The sequence below is a fragment of the Azospirillum sp. NS33 genome (assembly GCF_059703765.1).
On sequence record NZ_BAAKJB010000022.1, the window covers coordinates 24,788 to 39,225 of the forward strand.

Consider the following 14,438-nt stretch of genomic DNA (forward strand, 5'->3'; position numbering starts at 1 on the left):
GGCCGGGAGCGGGACCCGAAAGCGGACGGCCTTCCACGGCACGTTGCCCATCCGACTGAACGGCGGCGGAACCATACCCGGGTGGTTCCGCCGCCGAAGTTTTTTCCAGACCCCATCCTCAGGCAACGCGCCCCACCTCGCGCCGCCCGCCGCCCGCCGCCCGCCGCGTCCCATCGGTTGCGCCGCCGCGCACGCCGCGCGCCGGCGGCCCCGGGCCCCGGCCTCCCGCCCCTGCGACCCAGGGATACGCAGGCACCCCCGACTTCGCATTTCGCGCGCGGCCTGCCGGCGCGCCGGCCGGGAGGGTTGACCAATCGCCAGGGTGTCCAATTAGATATCGACGGTTTTTTCGACGAAGTCCCTCGTTCGTCGCGGTTCTGGCAGAAAAATGTCTCCAAAAGCCTGCAAAAAGGTGGTACCGACCCTTCATTTAACCGCCCATTAACCAGGATCGACAGACATTCGGGTCACCGGACGCGGGGCGCAGAGCAGGGTTCGCGAGCGACCGCCGAAACAAGCAACAGTAATTCTTTGAAAGGCCCGGGTCCATGACCGCTTCCATGACCATGACGGGTTGCCCGCGCCCCGGCGGAACCGCCGGCACCACGGCATGGCGGCGCGGGCCGGGACTGCTTGTGGCGGTGTTGCTCCTGACCGGCTGCCCCGGCGCGACGATGCACCCCGACGGGGCGTCGCTCGGCACGGGGGCGCCGCCCAGGGCGGTCCACGCCCCGCGGCCGGCCACCAAGCCGGCGGTCAAGCCACCCGTCCAGACCGGGCAGCTGGTGGCCGCGGTGCCCGACGCGCCGCCCCCCGCCGCCGTCAGCCCCGTGGATGCGCTGGCGTCCGCCGGGATCATCGAACCCGACACGCTCGTCGGTCTGGACCAGGGCCAGACCCGGCGGCTTCTGGGAAGTCCCGCTGCCACTGAAGAGGAAGCGCCCGCCCAGGTGTGGCGCTATGCCGACGGCACCTGCACGCTCAAGGTGTTCTTCTTCATGGACATGACGTCGCAGGACTTCCGTGCCCTCTCCTACGACATGAAGAGCACTGACAATGTCCGTGATGCCGACGACCGATGCTTCGCCCGTCTCCTCGCCCAAGCCTGGAATGACCCCCGTGACGCACACTGATCCCGCAGCCACCAACGCCCTCCCGCCGGTCCGCGTCGCGCTGGTCGACGACGACGATCTGTTCCGGGAGTCGCTGGGCCTCAACCTGGCGGACGAAGGCTTCGACGTGGTGTCCTTCGACCGCGGCGAGCCGGCGCTCTCCTTCTTCGCCGAGGGCGGCAACGCCGACATCGTGCTGCTGGACTGGCGGATGCCGAAGATGGACGGCATCGAGGTTCTGCGCCAGATGCGCGCCCGCGGCATCGACCTGCCGGTGATCTTCCTCACCGTTCTGTCCGACCAGATCTACGAGGAGGCGGCGCTGGCCGGCGGCGCCATGGACTTCGTCGAGAAGTCGCGCAGCCTGCCGATCCTGCTCAAGCGCATGCACCTCATCCTCGGTGGCACCAAGGGCGCCGCCGACGAGGCCGAGACGCCGGCGGCGCCGGAGGCGGCGGCGCCGGTCTACCGCCTGGGCCGGCTGGAACTGCGCCTGGAGAACAGCCGCGCCCTGTGGGCCGGCACCCGGGTCGACCTCACGCTGACCGAGTTCAACATCGTCCGCCTGATGGCCACCCGGCCCGAGGAGGACGTGTCCTACCGCGACATCTACGACCTGGTGCACGGCAAGGGCTTCATGGCCGGCTACGGGCCGTCCGGCTACCGCGCCAACGTCCGCGCCTTCATCAAGCGCATCCGCCAGAAGTTCCGCTCCATCGACGAGGCGTTCGACTGCATCGAGAACTATCCGGGCTTCGGCTACCGCTGGGGCAACGGTGCGGCCGGACGGGGAGGGGAGCTGAATGGCGGCCTGGTCGATGGCGCTGCCGCGGCGGCGGAATGAGCGCAAAGGGCGATGGCTGTGGCGCTCGCTGGCCAGCCGGCTGGTGCTGCTCACCATCGTCTTCCTGGCGGTTCCCGCGCTGATCTACGACCAGCTGCAACGCGCCGACGACGCCAACCGTGCCCTGCTGCTGCAGAACGCGCAGCAGCGGGGCACGCTGATCGCCCGCGCGCTGGAACCGCAGCTGTCCAGCGCCGACCGGGCCGCCCTGCCGCAGGTCGGCGACCTGCTCGCCCGGTTCGCCGGCGACGGTCTGCGGCTGAGGCTCCTGCTCCGTCCCGCCGACATCAGCGGCGAGGACGGGTTCTTCTACGTCGGCGCCGCGCCCGGCGTGTCCACCGCCTATCTCGACGCCGAGCGCCGCCAGCTCCAGGAGCAGGGGGCGCTGGACCAGCTGTCCCAGACCTGCGCCGGCGGCTTCCCGATGGCCACCCGCATCCCGCGCTCGTCGGGGGTGCCGGAGGTGGTGACGTCGGTCATCCCCCTGCACACCCGGATCGGCTGCTGGGCCCTGGTGACCAGCCACAACACCGAGGCCTATCTCGGCAGCTCGCTGGGGCAGCCGTACTGGCGCACCGCGTCGGTGCAGGCGGCGGCCCTGATCTACGTGGCGATGGCGGTGCTGGTGCTGGCGGTGTTCGTCGACGTCTGGCGCAACCTGCGTCGGTTCCGGGCGCTGGCGCGCGGCATCGGCGGCGGCGAGGCCCCGGAGGAATCCTTCGCCGAGCGCAACACCGTGCCCGAGCTGGCCGGGGTCGCCGAGGACTTCGACCGGCTGGTCGAGACGCTGCGCCAGTCGGCGGAGTCGCTGCGCCGCGCCGCCGAGGACAACGCCCATGCCTTCAAGACCCCGATCGCCGTGATCCGGCAGTCGGTGGAACCCCTGCGCCGGACGCTGCCGGGCGAGGACGCGCGCTGCCAGCGGGCGCTGACGATGATCGAGAAATCGGTCGACAAGCTCGACGGGCTCGTCTCCTTCGCCCGCCGCATGGACGAGGCGACGGCCGATCTGCTGGCCCCGCCGCGCCGTCGCGTCGACCTGTCGGGTCTGGCCGACCGCATGGCCACCGGCTATGCCGGCGTGCTGGCCGAGCGCAACCTGCGCCTGCGCGCCGAGGTGGCCGGCCGGCTGGCGGTGCGGGCCAGCGAGGACATCCTGGAGACGGTGGTCGAGAACCTGGTGGAGAACGCCGTCAGCTTCTCGCCGCCCGGCGGCACCGTGCATCTCCGCCTGGTCCGCCGCGAGGGCCATGCCGTGCTCAGCGTGGAGGACGACGGGCCCGGCGTCGACCCGGCGAGCCTGCCGCGCATCTTCGAGCGCTACTTCTCGCAGCGCGAGCCCGGCCGCGGCATGCCCGACGCCGACCCCCAGGGGCAGACCGCCGAGGGCACCCATTTCGGCATCGGGCTGTGGATCGTGCGCCGCAACGTCGAGGCGCTGGGCGGCAGCATCGACGCGGAGAACCGGGAGGAGCGGGGCTTCCGGGTCTGGGTGGCCCTGCCCCTGGCGCAGTGAGCGCCGGGGCGGCCGCCGCACTGGTCCATCGCGGTCTGCGGTCCTATCTCCAACGGAACGGGACGTTTCTTGGAGGTTCGCGATGGCGGACGAGGATCATCTGCCGACCCACCGCGCGACCCGGTCGGCGGTCGACGCCTTCCTGCGCCAGGTCGCGGCGGTGCCGGCGCCGCGGCGCGAGCCGGGACGGCGCGGCCGGCTGATGTTCGCCATGGATGCGACGGCGAGCCGCGAACCCACCTGGGACCGGGCCTGCCAGCTCCAGGGCGAGATGTTCGAGGTGACCGCGGACCTCGGCGGACTCGACGTCCAGCTCGTCTTCTACCGCGGCTTCCGGGAGTGCAAGGCGAGCCCCTGGGTCGGCGACGCCCACGAGCTGCTGCGGCGGATGACCGCGGTGCGCTGCCTCGCCGGCCAGACCCAGATCGGTCGCGTCCTCGGCCACGCGCTGAAGGAGGCGCGGTCCGGCAAGGTCAACGCCCTGGTCTTTGTCGGCGACTGCATGGAGGAGGACATCGACCACCTCGCCCAGCTCGCCGGCGAACTCGGGCTGCTGGGCACCCCGGCCTTCCTCTTCCACGAGGGCGGCGACCCCGCGGCGCGGCGCGCCTTCCAGGCGATCGCACGGCTGACCGGCGGCGCCTACTGCCCGTTCGACCGTGGATCGGCGCGGCAGCTGCGCGACCTGCTGAGCGCGGTGGCGGTGTTCGCCGCGGGCGGTCGTGCCGCGCTGGAGGACTACGGCCGCCGCGGCGGCGGGTCCGTGCGGCTGTTGACCGACCAGCTCGGCCGGCCCGCCGGCGGGTGAGGAGCGCGGCCCCATGGTGCCCCTGATTCTCCTCGGCTTCGGCCTGATGGTCGGCGTGGCGCTGGCGGTGCGCGGCTTCCTGTCCGCCGACCCGCGCACCCTTGCCCAGACCGTGCGCTACGGCGCCATCGCCCTGGCCGGCGTCGCGCTGGTGGCGCTCACCGTGGCCGGGCGCCTCGGCACGGCGATGGCGGCCGCCGCCTTCCTGCTGCCCCTCGTCCAGGTCTGGCGCGCCCGCAGGCGCCAGGCCAAGGCGGCCCGCGGCCCGAGCGGCGGACGCACCTCCCAGGTCGAGACGGTCTATCTGCGCATGACCCTCGACCACGACAGCGGCGCCATGGCCGGCGAGGTGCTGCATGGGCCGCTGAAAGGCCGGCCACTCGACGGGGTGTCGGACGGCGAGGCGATGGACCTGCTGGACGTCTGCCGGCGGCAGGACGCGCCGTCCGCGGCGGTGCTGGAGGCGTGGCTCGACCGCGAGCGGCCGGGGTGGCGCGAGCACCCGGGGGCGGGCGGCGCGGGGGGCGGCGCGGGGGGCGGCGACGGGGCCGGGCCCGCCGGGGCCGGCCGTGACGGGGCCGGCGGAGGGGCGGGGTCCGGGCCGCCGGCGGGCGATGGCGCCATGACGGCGGAGGAGGCCCGCGCGATCCTCGGCGTCGCGCCCGACGCCTCACCCGCCCAGGTCAAGGAGGCCCACCGACGGCTGATGATGAAAGTCCATCCCGACCACGGCGGTTCGACCTATCTGGCGGCCAAGATCAACCAGGCGAAAGACCTGCTGTTACGACTCTGACCTTCCGGTGACGCCGGAAGGCCGTGTTGCGCGCGCCCGGCGCGCTGTGGCAGAAACCGGGAGCGGTCGCGCCGCTTCGGTGGCCGGCCCGGTGTTTGTGTCCAACGAAAACGAAAAGAGAGCACAATGCGGAAACCCGTGCGCAAGGTGGTGTTCCCCGTTGCCGGTCTGGGCACCCGCTTCCTTCCGGCCACCAAGGCGATCCCCAAGGAGATGCTGCCGCTGGTGGACCGGCCCCTGCTTCAGCACGCGGTTGAGGAGGCCCGGGCCGCCGGCATCGAGGAGTTCGTTTTCGTCACGGGCCGCAGCAAGCGCGCCATCGAGGACCATTTCGACACCGACCCCGAGCTCAACCACACCCTGCAGGAGCGCGGCAAGCTCGACGCGCTCGAGGAGGTCCGCCACTGCGAGCTGTCGCCGGGCCGCTTCTTCTACACCCGCCAGCAGCAGCCGCTCGGCCTCGGCCACGCGGTGTGGTGCGCCCGCTCGGTGATCGGCGACGAGCCGTTCGCGGTGATCCTGCCCGACGACTACGTGCTGGCCGACACGCCCTGCCTGAAGCAGATGGTGGAGGCCTACGAGGAGGTCGGCGGCAACATCGTCGCGGTGGTCGACGTGCCGCGCGAGCACACGCGACGCTACGGCATCCTCGACGTGGTGAAGGACGACGGCCGGCTGGCCACCGCCGCCGGGCTGGTCGAGAAGCCGAAGCCCGAAGAGGCGCCCTCGACCCTGTCGATCATCGGCCGCTACATCCTGCAGCCCGAGGTGTTCGACCACCTGGAGCGGGGCGTGCAGGGCGCCGGCGGCGAGATCCAGCTGACCGACGCCATGGCCACGCTGATCGGGCGCCAGCCGTTCCACGGCCTGCGCTTCGAGGGCACCCGTTTCGACTGCGGCGACAAGGTCGGCTTCATCGAGGCCACGGTGGCCCACGCCCTGACCCGGCCGGACATGGCCGACACCCTGCGCGAGGCGCTGAAGAAGCACCTCTGACCGGCGGGTCTCCGCCCCCACCGCCCTGCGGCGCGCCGACGCCCGCCGTCCCCTTGCCAGGGGGCGGCGGGCGTGGCATGTCGGAGCGCCCCACCGGAGGAACCAGCAGGATGACCCAGGCCCACACCTTCCACCCCACGGTGCTGCGCGAATACGACATCCGCGGCATCGTCGGCCGAACCCTGACCGCGGACGACGCCCGCGCCGTCGGCCGCGCCTTCGGCACCGTGGTGGTGCGCGGCGGCGGCACCACCGTCTGCGTCGGGTACGATGGCCGGCACAGCTCGCCGACGCTGGAGGAGGCGATGGTGGAGGGGCTGGCCGCCACCGGGCTGCGCGTGCTCCGCATCGGCCTGGGGCCGACCCCGATGCTGTACTTCGCCACCCGCGACCTCGCGGCGTCGGCCGGGGTCATGATCACCGGCTCCCACAACCCGCCGGAATACAACGGCATCAAGATGATGCTCGGCAAGGGGCCGGTCTATGGCGCGGCGATCCAGGAGATCGGCCGGATCGCCGCGGCCGGCGATTTCGCCGGCGGGACCGGCGGTCACGAGACGGTGGACGTGCGCGGCGCCTATGTGGACCGCCTGCTGAAGGATTACGACGGCGACCGGCCGCTGGCGGTGGCCTGGGACGCCGGCAACGGCGCCACGGGCGAGATCCTGCGGCGCCTGACCGAGCGCCTGCCGGGCCGCCACGTCCGCCTGTTCGACGAGATCGATGGGAGCTTCCCCAACCATCATCCCGACCCCACGGTCGAGGCCAACCTCGCCGACCTCAAGCGGACCGTCGCGGACGAGGGGTGCGACCTCGGCATCGGCTTTGACGGCGACGGCGACCGCATCGGCGCCATCGACCACCGTGGCCGGGTGGTGTGGGGCGACCAGCTCGTCGCCATCTACGCCGCCGAGGTGCTGCGCCACCACCCCGGGGCCACGGTGATCGCCGACGTCAAGGCCAGCCAGGGCCTGTTCGACGAGATCGCCCGCCACGGCGGCACGCCGCTGATGTGGAAGACCGGCCACTCCCTGCTCAAGGCGAAGATGGCGGAGGTCGGGGCGCCGCTGGCCGGCGAGATGTCGGGGCACATCTTCTTCGCCGACCGGTGGTACGGCTTCGACGACGCGCTCTACTGCGCGATCCGCCTGATCGGGCTGGTGTCGCGGTCCGGCGGCACGCTGGCCGATCTGCGCGACGCCCTGCCGCAGCTCGTCAACACGCCGGAGACCCGCTTCCAGGTGGACGAGGCGCGCAAGTTCGCCGTGGTCGACGAGGTCAAGGCGCGGCTGGCCGCCGCCGGGGCCGAGGTCAACGACATCGACGGCGTCCGCGTCTCGACCCCTGACGGGTGGTGGCTGCTGCGCGCGTCCAACACCCAGGACGTGCTGGTCGCCCGCGCCGAAGCCCGCGACGCGGACGGGCTGGAGCGCCTCAAGACCATGGTGCTGGAGCAGCTGGATCGCTCCGGGGTGGCCGCGCCCTCGTTCGAGGGGGGGCATTGACCGAGGGGGGCATTGACCGCTGCCGCCGCACCGGGGACGCCGACCACCTCGCCGGTGCCGGCGGCCGCCGTGCCCGGGGGTCAGGCCGGGGTGGCGGAGGCGAGCCAGCGCTCGGCGAAGCGATCGGCGGGAAGGGCGGGGTCGAACAGGTAGCCCTGGCCGATGTCGCAGCCGAACCGGTCGAGATCCCGGCGCTGCTCCTCGGTCTCCACGCCTTCGGCCACCACCTCCTTGCCGAGATCGTGCGCCAGATTGACCACGGCGCGGACGATGCGGCGATGGGCGTCGCTGCAGCCCATCCGGGCGACGAAGGAGCGGTCGATCTTGATCTCGTCGATCGGGAACTGGTGGAGGTGGTTGAGCGACGAGTAGCCCGTGCCGAAATCGTCCAGGGAAAAGCGCATGCCGCGGGCGCGCAGCCGATCCATCAGGGCGCGGGTGTGGTCGGCGTTGTCGAGCAGCGCGGTTTCCGTCAGCTCCAGCTTGAGCAGCGCCGGGTCGATCCGGTGCTCCTCCAGCAACCCGGCGAGCAGGGGTTCCAAGCCGCAGCCGGCGAATTGCAGGGCGGAGAGGTTGACCCCCACCGGCACGGTTCCGGCCGTTCGCCCGGCCCATCCCGCGATCGCGGCCACCGTCGCGCGCAGCACCGTGTCCCCGAGCCGGCCGATCAGCCCGGTTTCCTCGGCCAGGGTGACGAACTGGTCGGGCGGCACCATGCCCAGGTCGGGGTGGGGCCAGCGCACCAGGGCCTCGGCGCCGCACAGTCGGCCGGTCGCCAGGCAGATCTGGGGTTGCAGGTGAATCGTGAGGGCGTCGCCGTCCAGGGCGTCGCGCAGACGGCCTTCCATCAGCAGCCGGTCGCGCGCCTCGGCCCGGCCGCCGTCGTGCGGCGCCTGGTGGCGGGTGCGCCGCGCCTTGGCCCGTGCCAGCGCCGCCCCGGCATGCTCCAGCAGGTGTGCGGCGGCGCAGCCGTCGGCGGGGAACCGGGCGGTCCCGGCGCTGGCCGACAGGCCGATTCGCCCGCCGAGGGCGGCGAAGGGCCGCTCCACGGCGGCCAGCAAGGACGCCGTGCGGTCGGCGATCTCCGCGTCCACCCCGGGCAGGAGGACCGCGAACTCGTCGCTGGCGATCCGCGCCAGCACGTCGTCCGGACCGAGGCACCCGGCCAGCCGCCGCGCCACCTCCTTGAGCACGGTGTCGCCGAACGGCTGGCCGAACGCCGCGTTGATCATGCGGAAGCCGTCGATGTCGACATCGACCACCGCGAGGGGGGTGCGGGCGACACGGCTCCGCCGCACCGCCTCGGCCAGCGCCTCGACGAACAGCGGCCGGCTGTACGCGCCGGTCACGGCGTCGAAATTCGCCATCTGGCGCTGCCGTTCGGCGGCGTCGGCCGGCCACCGTGCCGTCGCGACACGGGTCACCTCGCCCAGCCCGGCGGCGCCGGCCTCCGAAACACCGCGGTGCTGCGTCATGGCAACAACTTTCATGGGGGGTCCACTCGCACGCCCAGTGTCCCCGGCCACGGGTTAACGAGGTGTTGCCGTCGTCATCAAGACGCGGCAAAATTGATGTGCGTCAGGACCCGGTCCGGGGAGACAGAAAGCGTCTCCAGAACGTTCCGGAAATGTCAGTCATGAAGTAACGGACCGGTTCTCCTGCGGGCGCTTGGGGTTCAGGACCGCCAGGAACACGCCGTTGCGGCCGTCGGGGAGGGAGATGCGGCGAGCGCCTCTTGCCCATTTGCTTTGTAGGCGGAATGGTTTTCCCCCTACGGTGCAGACGACCGGATCGTGCGGGTCTGGCGTCCGCGCCGTGCTCAGCGCCGCGGGGAACGGTGCCGATCCGGGGCGGGAGAGAGGGCGGACGACGCCGACCGTGCCGCGGCGGCGCGCCAGGCAGCCTGCTGCTGGCGGGCGACGGCCATCGCCGTCTGCATCCAGATGAACGCGGCGCGGTTCGTCCAGGACAGCCAGAGACCGAGCGGGGTGGGTTTCACGGGGGTGGTTCCTTATGGTTGCGGCATTGCACAGACAGGTGGCGGCGGAATTGGTTCCCGGCGCCGGAATCGTAGTAACCCCGAACTGAATAGGGTCGATCTATGACCATCATCGGAACAATTGATGACTGGCAAAACCCGAGCGGTGCTATAAGTCTTTCCATGGCTGATCGACCGGACGGAGGACACCATGAGCAAGACCGTGCGCGCCTTGCTGACGGAGCTGGAACGGCATGGCGTGGAGGTGCTGACCGGCGGCCGCCTGCGCGTCACCGGCGAAACCCCGCCGCCGGCGCTGCTGATGCGCGCCCACAGCAACCGGCGTGCCCTGGAGGCGGCGGTCAAGACGCAGCACGCCTGAGCGCCACGCCGGCGGGAGGCGGACGATGACGGGGGCGATGCCGGCCGCACACATGGCCGCACACCCGGCCGCACACCCGGCCGCACACCCGAAGGTGGAGCCGCGGCGGGTGGGTGTTCTGCTGATGAACCTCGGCACCCCCGACGGCACCGACTACTGGTCGATGCGCCGCTACCTCAAGGAATTCCTGTCCGACCCCCGGGTCATCGAAGTGCCCAAGGCGGTGTGGTGGCCGATCCTCAACGGCATCATCCTGACGGTGCGGCCCTCGCGCAGCGGCCACGCCTACAAGAGCATCTGGAACGAGGACCGGGACGAGAGCCCGCTGGCGACGATGACCCGCGCCCAGGCGGCGGCGGTGACCGATTGCCTCGCGGCGCGTCACGGCGACCGGGTGGTCGTCGACTGGGCCATGCGCTATGGCCGGCCGCCGATCGGTCCCGCCATCGACGGGCTGAAGGCGCAGGGCTGCGACCGCATCCTGCTGTTCCCGCTCTACCCCCAATATTCCGCAACCACCACGGCCACGGCCAACGACCAGGCGTTCCGCCACCTCATGACCATGCGCTGGCAGCCGGCGGTGCGGACGGTGCCCGCCTACCACGACGAGCCCGGCTACATCGACGCGCTGGCCCGCTCCGTGACCCGGCATCTCGACGGCCTCGACTTCACGCCGGACGTCGTGCTCGCCAGTTTCCACGGCCTGCCCGAAGCCTATCTGAAGCGCGGCGACCCCTACCACTGCCACTGCGTCAAGACCGCACGGCTGCTGGCCGAGCGGCTCGACCTGGGCGAGGGGCGGGTGCGGCACAGCTTCCAGTCGCGGTTCGGCAAGGCGGAGTGGCTCAAGCCGTACACCGACCGCACGGTCGAGGACCTGGCGCGCCAGGGCCTGACCAAGATCGCGGTGATCGCGCCGGGCTTCTCCGCCGATTGCGTCGAGACGCTGGAGGAGGTCCAGTTCCAGGTGAAGGACGCGTTCATGGCGGCGGGGGGCGAGCGTTTCACCTACATCCCCTGCTTGAACGACCACCCCGACCACGTGGCCGTCCTGGTGTCCCTGATCGAACGCGAGCTGGGCGGCTGGGTGGCTCCCGTCCGGGAAGCGGCGCTGGCCTAGACACCCGCCCACGGCGGACGCGCAAGGACCGGGTGGCCGGCGGTGCCGCCACCCGATAGTCCGTGTGTCTCCCAACCGGAGACACACACATGCCATTGCTTCAGGACAAGGTTGCCATCGTCACCGGGGCGTCGGCGGGCATCGGCCGCGCCATCGCCGAGCTGTTTGCCGCGGAAGGGGCTGCCGTGGTGGTGAACGCGCGCACCGCCACCGCCCTGGACGCGCTGGTGGAGGCGATCACGGCCGCCGGCGGACGGGCCCGCGCGGTCGCCGGCGACGTGGCCGACGCGTCGACCCACGAGGCGCTGGTCGAGACGGCGCGAACGGCGTTCGGCGGGCTGGACGTCGCGGTGAACAACGCCGGGGCGGTTGGCCCCGGCCGCCCCTTGGCCGAGGTCACCCCGGCCGAGTGGGACCGCACCCTGGCGGTCAACCTGACCGCCTCCTTTCTGGGTGCGCGCCACCAGGTCCCGGCCATGCTGGCGCGGGGCGGCGGCGCGATCGTCTTCACGTCCAGCTTCGTCGGGACCAGCGTCGGCCTGCCCGGCATGGCCGCCTATGGCGCCGCCAAGGCCGGGTTGATGGGCCTGGTCAAGGGCCTCACCGCCGACTACGCGGCCCGGGGGGTGCGGGCGAACGCGCTGCTGCCGGGCGGGGTGGACACCGTCATGGCCGGGGACGTGGCCCAGAAGGAGTGGGCGGCCGGGCTGCACGCCGTGAAGCGCATCGCCCAGCCGCTGGAGATCGCCCGGGCCGCCCTGTTCCTGGCCAGCCCGATGGCCAGCTTCGTCGCCGGGTCCGCCCTGTTCGCCGATGGCGGGAACGCCGCCGTCAAATAGGGGGCGGCGTCCCCGCCGCCGGTCACTCCGCCGGGACGGGGTGTGCCGGGGCGAGGGCGGCGAGGGCGGCGCGCACGCCCGCGCCGTAGTCGGGGTGGACGCGCTCGAACAGCGCGATCTGGCGGGCGACGATGCGGGCGGGCACCCCCTGCATGGCCCCGGCGATGGCGGCGAACAGCCGCTGCCGCTGGCCCGCGTCGAACAGATGGAACAGGGCGCGGGGCTGGCTGAAGTCGTCGTTGCCATCCCGGTGGTCGTAGCGGTCGGCGGCGCCGCCGATGCGCAGCGGCGGCTCGGCCACCGCGGGGTCCTGGGCCGGCCCGCCGACGCTGTTGGGCTCGTAATAGGCGTCGGGGTTGCCGGTGTCGTTGCGGAAGAACCGCATGGCGCCGTCCTTGTGGTGGTGGTGCACCGGGCAGCGCGGCGCGTTCACCGGCAGCGCCTCGTAATGGGTGCCGAGGCGGTAACGGTGGGCGTCGGCGTAGGAGAACAGCCGGGCCTGGAGCATCCTGTCCGGGCTGAAGCCGATGCCCGGCACGGCGTTGGACGGGCTGAACGCGGCCTGCTCGACCTCGGCGAAGTAGTTGTCGGGGTTGCGGTTCAGCTCCACCACGCCGACCTCGATCAGGGGATAGTCGGCGTGCGGCCACACCTTCGTCAGGTCGAAGGGGTTGTAGGGCGTGGTGGCGGCCTCCGCCTCGGGCATGACCTGGACGAACACGGTCCAACAGGGGTGATCGCCGCGTTCGATGGCGCCGAACAGGTCCTCCTGGAAGGATTCCCGGCTGGCGCCGATCACCGCCGCGGATTCCGCGTCGGTCATGGTGCGGATGCCCTGGCGGGTCTTGAAGTGGAACTTCACCCAGAACCGCTCGCCGGCGTCGTTCCAGAAACTGTAGGTGTGGCTGCCGTAGCCGTTCATGAAGCGCGGGCTGAGCGGGATTCCGCGGTCGCTGAACAGGGTGGTGATCTGGTGCAGGCTTTCCGGCGACAGGCTCCAGAAATCCCACATCGCGGTCGGCGAGCGCAGGTTGGTGCGCGGGTGGCGCTTCTGGGTGTGGATGAAATCGGGGAACTTCAGCGGGTCGCGGATGAAGAACACCGGGGTGTTGTTGCCCACCAGGTCCCAGTTCCCCTCTTCGGTGTAGAACTTGACCGCGAAGCCGCGCACGTCGCGCTCGGCGTCGGCCGCGCCCAGCTCGCCGGCCACGGTGGAGAACCGGATGAGCAGGTCGGTCGACTTGCCGACCCGCTCGAACAGTCTGGCCCGGGTGTAGCGGGTGATGTCGTGGGTCACCGTCAGCGTGCCGAAGGCGCCCCAGCCCTTGGCGTGGACCACGCGTTCGGGGATACGCTCGCGGTTCTGGTGCGCCAGCTTCTCGATCAGCTGCCAGTCCTGCAGCAGGACCGGCCCGCGGGGCCCGGCGGTCAGGGTGTTCTGGTTGTCGGCGATGGGGGCGCCGGCGGTGGTCGTCATGCGCATGGTCACGGTCGCTTTCCGGTGGTGGGTGCTGCAGCGCAGGCTAGGCCGCGCACGCCCATCCGCGAAATCGATTGTCCTTATTTAGGCGATTGGTTTAGCCTATTCATGCACGCCGCCCGTCCCCCGAGGCCCCCATGAACCTGCGCGACCTCCGCTACCTCCTGGCCATCGCCGAGCACCGCCATTTCGGTCGGGCGGCGGAGGCCTGCCACGTCAGCCAGCCGACCCTGTCGGGGCAGGTGAAGAAGCTGGAGGACTGGCTGGGCGTCACCCTGTTCGAACGCACCAACAAATGGGTGGTGCCGACGGACGTGGGCGAGCGTGTGCTGGATCACGCGCGCCACGCCGTGGCCGCCGCCGATGCGGTGGAGGCCGAGGCGCGGGCGGCGCGGGACCCGCTGGTGGGGCCCCTGAAGCTGGGGGTGATCCCGACCCTGGGGCCCTACCTGATGCCGATGGTCTTCGCCCCTCTGCGCCGCGCCTGCCCGGGGTTGGCCCTCGAGCTGTGGGAGGACGTCACGGACGCGCTGCTCGACCGGCTGCATGGCCGCAAGCTGGACGCCGCGCTGGTGGCGACCGCACCGTCCGACCCCGAGCTCACCGACATCGCCCTGTTCACCGAACCGTTCCTGGCGGCCCTGCCGCAGGGCCATCCGCTGGCCGGGCGGGAGAGCGTGGGCGAAGCCGATCTGGCCGCGGACCTGCTGGTCCTGGCGGATGGCCATTGCCTGCGCGATCAGGCCCTTGCCGCCTGCCACAGCACCCACGGCGACAGCGCCGCCCTGCGCGCCGCCAGCCTGGAGACGCTGGTCAACATGGTGGCGGCGGGCTACGGCACCACGCTGGTCCCGGGCCTCGCCGCCGCGTCCATGGCCGGACGGGGGGTGGTGCTGCGGCCGCTGACCGGGACCGCGGCGCGCACGGTGCGGCTGGTGAGCCGCCGGACCTTCCCCCGCGCCGCGGCGCTGGAGGCGGTGGCCGCCTCCATCCGCACGGAGGTCGCCCCCTACGCCTGAGCGCCCGCGCCCGCGCGAGCGCCGCGGCGCGTCCCCCGGAGGTCGG

At 72.0% G+C, this 14,438-nt stretch carries 14 protein-coding genes; 11 read left to right on the forward strand and 3 right to left on the reverse strand.

Annotation, left to right across the window (positions count from 1 at the left end; all coding sequences use genetic code 11):
- Nucleotides 1-548: 548 nt before the first annotated feature.
- From AC6H2I_RS19110 to pgmG, 7 genes are all read left to right on the forward strand, one after another.
- Nucleotides 549-1,133, forward strand: a complete 585-nt coding sequence (locus tag AC6H2I_RS19110; protein ID WP_497502283.1) for a hypothetical protein — start codon at nucleotides 549-551, stop codon at nucleotides 1,131-1,133.
- Nucleotides 1,111-1,956: a response regulator transcription factor gene (locus tag AC6H2I_RS19115; protein ID WP_497502284.1), complete on the forward strand. Its 846-nt coding sequence runs from the start codon at nucleotides 1,111-1,113 to the stop codon at nucleotides 1,954-1,956. The genes AC6H2I_RS19110 and AC6H2I_RS19115 overlap by 23 nt, the downstream gene beginning before the upstream one ends.
- Nucleotides 1,916-3,472, forward strand: coding sequence for a sensor histidine kinase (locus AC6H2I_RS19120; protein ID WP_497502285.1), 1,557 nt, complete (start codon nucleotides 1,916-1,918; stop codon nucleotides 3,470-3,472). The genes AC6H2I_RS19115 and AC6H2I_RS19120 overlap by 41 nt, the downstream gene beginning before the upstream one ends.
- A gap of 82 nt (nucleotides 3,473-3,554) precedes the next feature.
- Entirely contained in the window at nucleotides 3,555-4,280 is a 726-nt protein-coding gene (locus AC6H2I_RS19125; RefSeq protein ID WP_497502286.1) for a VWA domain-containing protein, read from the forward strand.
- A 13-nt stretch (nucleotides 4,281-4,293) separates the two neighbouring features.
- Nucleotides 4,294-5,073, forward strand: coding sequence for a DnaJ domain-containing protein (locus AC6H2I_RS19130; protein ID WP_497502287.1), 780 nt, complete (start codon nucleotides 4,294-4,296; stop codon nucleotides 5,071-5,073).
- 126 nt (nucleotides 5,074-5,199) lie between these two features.
- Nucleotides 5,200-6,069 carry a UTP--glucose-1-phosphate uridylyltransferase GalU gene (gene galU / locus AC6H2I_RS19135; RefSeq protein WP_497502288.1) on the forward strand — a complete coding sequence of 290 codons (870 nt, stop codon included), beginning with the start codon at nucleotides 5,200-5,202 and terminating at the stop codon, nucleotides 6,067-6,069.
- A gap of 110 nt (nucleotides 6,070-6,179) precedes the next feature.
- Nucleotides 6,180-7,574: a phosphoglucomutase/phosphomannomutase PgmG gene (gene pgmG, locus AC6H2I_RS19140; RefSeq protein WP_497502289.1), complete on the forward strand. Its 1,395-nt coding sequence runs from the start codon at nucleotides 6,180-6,182 to the stop codon at nucleotides 7,572-7,574.
- An 80-nt stretch (nucleotides 7,575-7,654) separates the two neighbouring features.
- Here the strand turns inward: pgmG and AC6H2I_RS19145 are convergent, their stop codons facing one another.
- Both AC6H2I_RS19145 and AC6H2I_RS19150 read right to left on the reverse strand, forming a co-directional pair.
- Nucleotides 7,655-9,064: a putative bifunctional diguanylate cyclase/phosphodiesterase gene (locus AC6H2I_RS19145; RefSeq protein ID WP_497502290.1), complete on the reverse strand. Its 1,410-nt coding sequence runs from the start codon at nucleotides 9,062-9,064 to the stop codon at nucleotides 7,655-7,657.
- Nucleotides 9,065-9,393: 329 nt separating this feature from the next.
- Nucleotides 9,394-9,573, reverse strand: a complete 180-nt coding sequence (locus AC6H2I_RS19150; RefSeq protein ID WP_497502291.1) for a hypothetical protein — start codon at nucleotides 9,571-9,573, stop codon at nucleotides 9,394-9,396.
- 190 nt (nucleotides 9,574-9,763) lie between these two features.
- Here AC6H2I_RS19150 and AC6H2I_RS19155 point away from each other — a divergent pair, with 190 nt between their 5' ends.
- The 3 genes from AC6H2I_RS19155 to AC6H2I_RS19165 all read left to right on the forward strand — a co-directional run bounded on the left by AC6H2I_RS19155 (nucleotide 9,764) and on the right by AC6H2I_RS19165 (nucleotide 11,893).
- Nucleotides 9,764-9,934 carry a hypothetical protein gene (locus tag AC6H2I_RS19155; RefSeq protein WP_497502292.1) on the forward strand — a complete coding sequence of 57 codons (171 nt, stop codon included), beginning with the start codon at nucleotides 9,764-9,766 and terminating at the stop codon, nucleotides 9,932-9,934.
- A gap of 109 nt (nucleotides 9,935-10,043) precedes the next feature.
- Nucleotides 10,044-11,054, forward strand: a complete 1,011-nt coding sequence (hemH, locus tag AC6H2I_RS19160; RefSeq protein WP_497502293.1) for a ferrochelatase — start codon at nucleotides 10,044-10,046, stop codon at nucleotides 11,052-11,054.
- An 89-nt stretch (nucleotides 11,055-11,143) separates the two neighbouring features.
- The gene (locus AC6H2I_RS19165; RefSeq protein ID WP_497502294.1) at nucleotides 11,144-11,893 is read left to right on the forward strand and encodes an SDR family oxidoreductase; all 750 of its coding nucleotides are present in this window, start codon (nucleotides 11,144-11,146) and stop codon (nucleotides 11,891-11,893) included.
- Nucleotides 11,894-11,915: 22 nt separating this feature from the next.
- On the opposite strand, the gene AC6H2I_RS19170 is transcribed toward AC6H2I_RS19165, so the two are convergent.
- Nucleotides 11,916-13,376, reverse strand: coding sequence for a catalase (locus AC6H2I_RS19170; RefSeq protein WP_497502370.1), 1,461 nt, complete (start codon nucleotides 13,374-13,376; stop codon nucleotides 11,916-11,918).
- A 134-nt stretch (nucleotides 13,377-13,510) separates the two neighbouring features.
- On the opposite strand from AC6H2I_RS19170, the gene AC6H2I_RS19175 reads away from it, so the two are divergent.
- Nucleotides 13,511-14,392: a LysR substrate-binding domain-containing protein gene (locus AC6H2I_RS19175; protein ID WP_497502295.1), complete on the forward strand. Its 882-nt coding sequence runs from the start codon at nucleotides 13,511-13,513 to the stop codon at nucleotides 14,390-14,392.
- The last annotated feature ends 46 nt before the right edge of the window (nucleotides 14,393-14,438 follow it).

Bases quoted from the DNA above. Each gene is read 5' to 3' on its own strand.
- AC6H2I_RS19145 (WP_497502290.1), bottom strand. From the start codon at position 9,064: ATGAAAGTTGTTGCCATGACGCAGCACCGCGGTGTTTCGGAGGCCGGC.
- AC6H2I_RS19115 (WP_497502284.1), top strand. From the start codon at position 1,111: ATGACCCCCGTGACGCACACTGATCCCGCAGCCACCAACGCCCTCCCG.
- AC6H2I_RS19170 (WP_497502370.1), bottom strand. From the start codon at position 13,376: ATGCGCATGACGACCACCGCCGGCGCCCCCATCGCCGACAACCAGAAC.
- AC6H2I_RS19155 (WP_497502292.1), top strand. From the start codon at position 9,764: ATGAGCAAGACCGTGCGCGCCTTGCTGACGGAGCTGGAACGGCATGGC.
- AC6H2I_RS19165 (WP_497502294.1), top strand. From the start codon at position 11,144: ATGCCATTGCTTCAGGACAAGGTTGCCATCGTCACCGGGGCGTCGGCG.
- AC6H2I_RS19110 (WP_497502283.1), top strand. From the start codon at position 549: ATGACCGCTTCCATGACCATGACGGGTTGCCCGCGCCCCGGCGGAACC.
- pgmG (WP_497502289.1), top strand. From the start codon at position 6,180: ATGACCCAGGCCCACACCTTCCACCCCACGGTGCTGCGCGAATACGAC.
- AC6H2I_RS19125 (WP_497502286.1), top strand. From the start codon at position 3,555: ATGGCGGACGAGGATCATCTGCCGACCCACCGCGCGACCCGGTCGGCG.
- AC6H2I_RS19120 (WP_497502285.1), top strand. From the start codon at position 1,916: ATGGCGGCCTGGTCGATGGCGCTGCCGCGGCGGCGGAATGAGCGCAAA.
- AC6H2I_RS19175 (WP_497502295.1), top strand. From the start codon at position 13,511: ATGAACCTGCGCGACCTCCGCTACCTCCTGGCCATCGCCGAGCACCGC.
- galU (WP_497502288.1), top strand. From the start codon at position 5,200: ATGCGGAAACCCGTGCGCAAGGTGGTGTTCCCCGTTGCCGGTCTGGGC.
- AC6H2I_RS19130 (WP_497502287.1), top strand. From the start codon at position 4,294: ATGGTGCCCCTGATTCTCCTCGGCTTCGGCCTGATGGTCGGCGTGGCG.